This window comes from Mesorhizobium intechi (assembly GCF_002879535.1).
GTDB classification, from domain to species: domain Bacteria; phylum Pseudomonadota; class Alphaproteobacteria; order Rhizobiales; family Rhizobiaceae; genus Mesorhizobium; species Mesorhizobium intechi.
This window is the reverse complement of the sequence record NZ_PNOT02000001.1, coordinates 1-4,622: the sequence shown is the minus strand read 5'-3', so window position 1 is coordinate 4,622 and position 4,622 is coordinate 1. Positions and strand designations below refer to the sequence as shown.

The following is a 4,622-nucleotide window of genomic DNA, read 5'->3' as shown; positions in this document are numbered from 1 at the left end:
GGTGGAGAGGGGCCGTCCGGAACCGCGTCATACCGAGCTGACGCACAAGGGTGGGGACGAGACAGGATTCTAACCAGCAATCTTGCGACGAACTCTGAGGGGTCAAGGTCCGTCCAGGATTTGCTTTAAAAGACCCTCAATTTCAGTCTCATTTGAGATCCCGATCGTTGGCAAGATAGCAGTCAAAACCGATAAGATTTTGGAATTTGGACTGTTATTGGGGCGAGACCACGCGTCAAAGATTAGGGCTTCATTTTCGGCGGGTCGCCTCAATAAAAATCTCTGCTGTGCCCAAACAAATGCCCACCGCTCGTTTAACCATATGAGAGTTCGTTCAGAAAAATAAGGCAACTGCCGGACCACCTTTGCAACCTGAAGCGACTTAAAGGTGATTTCGAAGACTTGTCTAGGTGACAAAATTGCCGAATGGTCAATCTGCTTTCGAACTAGGGAAAGGAGGCCAGCGAAACCCGAGTTATAGTCGACTCCATCCCCGGCGTTCATAAGGCAAAATAGCACTTCAGGTCGGACAAAAAAATCTTTAGCCGATTCCGTTTTTAATACAAGAGTATCGAAAGACACTACCTCGCCCTCAAAGAGGAGGATACAGCAAAACGCAAGGATTTGCTGCTCTGAAATATCACAGAGGGCCGTCATCTCTGCCACTGTTGGAGCAGGAAAACGCCCATACGTGACATTTTCAACATTGAAGCTCTCCTTGTAGTCGCCTTTCTTCTTAACATAGGTAAACTCCGCTATCGCTTCTGCAACCGCCTCCAGAAACAGCTGGACGTCTTTAGTCCGAAACGCCTTATCGAGTTTGGCCTGAGTCAACAGCATTTGCCCTTCTAGAACGGGACCTTTTTTCAAATTTGCCTCAAGGTTTCGCATGATCCCGATATCAAGTAGGCAGTGGCACTCGACTTGAGCAAGCATGTACCAGGAGATTTCCAACGGAGGTAAGTACCGATCGGCGATCTTTGAGTGAGGCTCGGGATTACTCACGAGCCCCGGATATATTTTCGGCAGCTCGCCGTCCGCCATGTAGTGCGGCTCCCCAGATGCGTTCTGGTCAAGCCACAAAAGAACATGCCTTGAGATAGCATGGCAGTGGGCGGCACGAAGAGAACTCTTAGGGTTCAACGTTTCGAGTTTTTCCATGACGTAAATTAGGTCGCGCAGACATGTTTCTCGGTGGCCCGCGTGCCAACTGGCCAGAGCGGCATCTGCGATCAATCCAATATGCATAGGTGCCATGTCGGGTACCTCGCATTTTTCTGCTGCGGCCGCACCGAACAGATAATAGCGGCGCGCCGTCTCGAGATCGCCTTGCTTCTCTGCACTTATCGCGGCTTCCCGACCCAGAAACGCTTTCTCGGTTTCGCTGAGGGATATGTCGCCGTCAATCAACTGGCGAGACAGTTCCAAACTGGCTTGGTGTTCATTTGCTCGATAGAGAACTTTTGCTTTCGCGCGTATCAGTTCTGAGGTTGTCGCACCATAGCGCTGAAAACCCTCGTCGAGGACGCGCAGCGCAGCTTCTTTGTCCCCACCATACTCGTCAAGGATAATCGCCGAATATTTTCTGCAAGCAATGGCAAGATCTGTCCGCCTCCAACCTTCCGCCAATCCTTCCATGTATCCATACGCGGATGAGTGAACATTTGGGTCAATGGTATTCGCCTCATGCTCGTGCAGCCAAGCGCCCGAAACCATCATGTCAGGATCCAGCGGAACATCCGGTCTATCGAAAGCTGCGAAAATTCTTGTTCTGAAACTCTCATTATTATCAGCAAGAAAATCGAAAACAGACACAAGATCGCTGATTTGCTTAAGCTGACGAACCTGATTCAAGAACATTATACTAACTGTCGTGGAAAGGCCGGCGCGGTGCTCGATCTCATCCATCAAGTCATCAGGTAGTTCGCCATCTTCATTGTCGAGGAGTGCATTTAACTCCTTCGACACGGCTTCAAAACGCGGGATCGGCCCGAATGTCGGCTGCGACAACAGCAGTTTAGAATAGATTACAAGAGCCATGCCGGCTCTCGAGGCTCCACGCGGCAATCGCGATGTTTCTCTCTCAAAAGCTTCCAGAGTTGCCTGGAAATGCTCTGGGCTCGCATCTCCATTACATAGAGTTATAAGCTGAGCGCCGCGAAGCATCTGACCGATCGTAGGATTGCTTTCGTAAGCAACCGTATCGGTTCTCATATGCGTGAGAGTGAGGAAATGCGGAGAAATTATTTTCAGGTCGGGTGCATCAGCCGCAATTATTGACAACGAAAGTCGAACGATCACTTCGTCATTCCGGCCGATCCACGCGGCAAGAAGTGCTGCATTGGCTTCTATAGGATCGAGCGTTCGAGGCTTGATTAGCGAATTGGCGATCTCGAAATGTATTTCCTGTCTCTGAGCATCCGTCAGAACGCTAGAAGCATAGTTTGACAACAGTGGCGAGAGTGAAAAGCGATCTTTCTCCTGTTGATCAATCCACGATCCTATGAGTTGATCAAACAAAATGCCACTATCCGAAACTGAGGGATTGACCTGGGAAAGATCGAGTACGAGGTTTCGCTTGAAACCACGGGGAGCCAAGGAGAGCCGTTCCAAAAGCCTTCGACTTCCATCTGGCAGTTCTTTGAGCAACCGCTCTCTTGTCCGAGCGCGAACTTGATCTACTTCGGAATTACCAACTAGCAGTGAGTTAAGCGTCCGGAATTCATCCACGTCCCAGCCGGCTCGTGCCATACTTTGCAGCGTTGCGATTACAAGCTGAGGGTGTCCGCCACCGGAAACGAGGTGGATGTATTTTGCCCAGTTGCGATCTGTAACGCCCAGTTGATTGAGTATCTGACTAACATCATCTTCTGTAAAGTCATCCAATCTCGTTTCGATCGTATGCGGCAGATTGGCCAGAAAGAGCAAGTCAGCAGCCGCCGATCGGGGCGCAGTGACCAGCAAGAGGAGATCGCGGCGCTTACAGACAGACAGCAAATTCAGAAATTGATCGATGACGTGAGGATCAAGATTTGATTCCAGATCATCAATTAAGAGGCCTTGTATATTACGCTTGCCCTGTATCAATATGCTCGTGCCAGAAAGCAGTTCGCTGACTTGTTCGGCGGAAAGGCCCCTCAAATTGATGGTTGCCCAGCCCCCCCCAAGGCGCAGGGCTGCCAACTTTGCAGCGACCGTCTTACCGACGCCAGCTGATCCTGATATCCAGCCAACGCCAGATCCTCCAAGAGACGATACTATGTTGTCGATGTAGATTGACCTTTGAGCTATTGCAGAGGGTAAGGGGACGTCGCCGACAGGGCGAGGCTCTGCCAGCCTTGCTGAAATTATGTCATTTGACTTGGGAAGCGAAGCGGACAGGGCGCGTGCGATGAGTTCATTTTGCGCATCCAACTGGGCCCGGTTGATTGGGATATGGGTCGCGGCTTCGAGCAACTTCTCAAGAACTGCTCGATCGACGAACCGGTCCTGCTTCTGTATTGATTTCCGTAAAAGATATACGAGAACGTTGTTCATGCACGCGCTCGCTTGAGAGGCGACGCCGCCACGTTCTTGAAGTGCCTTTATTAATTTCGCTTCCAATTGTTGTCTAAGGAATCGAATTTCTGGGGCACCGCAGTCAAAGTGAATTCGCTTCAGAAACCCTTCCCGGAAAGCCTCGTCATCCAAATTTTCGATGAAAGACTTAGTCTTCTTCGATAATTTCGAATGGATGAGGATTTCTCTTAGGGGGCTGACATCACCCATGCGGGCCAGATTGCGCCATAGTTCTAGGGTTGGCATGCCTTCAAATCTATCGCGGCTGGCTTTTTCCTCCCCAATTTGAGAGGTAGTAAGATGGCGCAGATTTACTTTGATCTGCGGGTTCTTGGTTTGAAGTTCAACAAAACTGTCGATTGACGCAATGATGTCATCTGAATTTATTGTGACCCGACTGTCTGTAGCTTTGACCTGTACAGCTTCTAGCGCTTCTCGCGCTGCGACAACGTAGTCTTCGGCCACTTCCAAGAAGAGAAATTCGTTCCCGTCAAGCTCAAGCCACGCCAGGGCAGACTGATATATCTGATAAACATACCCTCCCAACGAAGCTATTGCTTCTCGATTTTCATTGCCCTTTGGGATCGAAGGCTTTTGCATGAGCGATTCGCCGTTGGAACCTATGCACTTACAGTGGGCCGTAGCCGACAAGAATTCAACAGACGGGCATAAAGCCTTCACAAATGGTGGGTCGCTTAAGATGATGATGCCTAGATGATCCCTAGAAATCTGACGGCGGACCCCGAGTTAACAGTTGGCGTCCATGCCGCCAGCCGACAACCCTCAATCTGTTGGTGGCGAAAACTACAACAAGACCGATTGCGGTAGATATCCTGCAGGAGGGTGTGTAGCGACGGACGTGCAAGCTGGGGGACAAGGTTGTTGTCGTCGGCGAGGACCACCAGCGCAAGGATTGGTGCGGCGTCGAATTTCGAGCGATTCACGAGATCGTCATGGCGCGCGAAGATCAGCGCATTATGTTCGTGCGAGCGCCGCGAGGAGCTAAGTCAAGCCGCCGCATCGCAGGTCATCTCTTGGAGCGCCCGCCCTGATCTATTGCCCCC

The 4,622-nt window shown here is 50.7% G+C and carries 1 protein-coding gene; it reads right to left on the bottom strand.

All coding sequences use genetic code 11. From position 1 onward, the window contains the following. Positions 1 to 102 precede the first annotated feature (102 nt). Positions 103 to 4,158 carry a hypothetical protein gene (locus C1D09_RS00010; RefSeq protein WP_143972393.1) on the bottom strand — a complete coding sequence of 1,352 codons (4,056 nt, stop codon included), beginning with the start codon at positions 4,156 to 4,158 and terminating at the stop codon, positions 103 to 105. Positions 4,159 to 4,622: the final 464 nt, after the last annotated feature.

What these genes read in the sequence shown, in the direction of transcription:
- C1D09_RS00010 (WP_143972393.1), bottom strand. Translation starts at nt 4,158, where the DNA reads ATGCAAAAGCCTTCGATCCCAAAGGGCAATGAAAATCGAGAAGCAATA.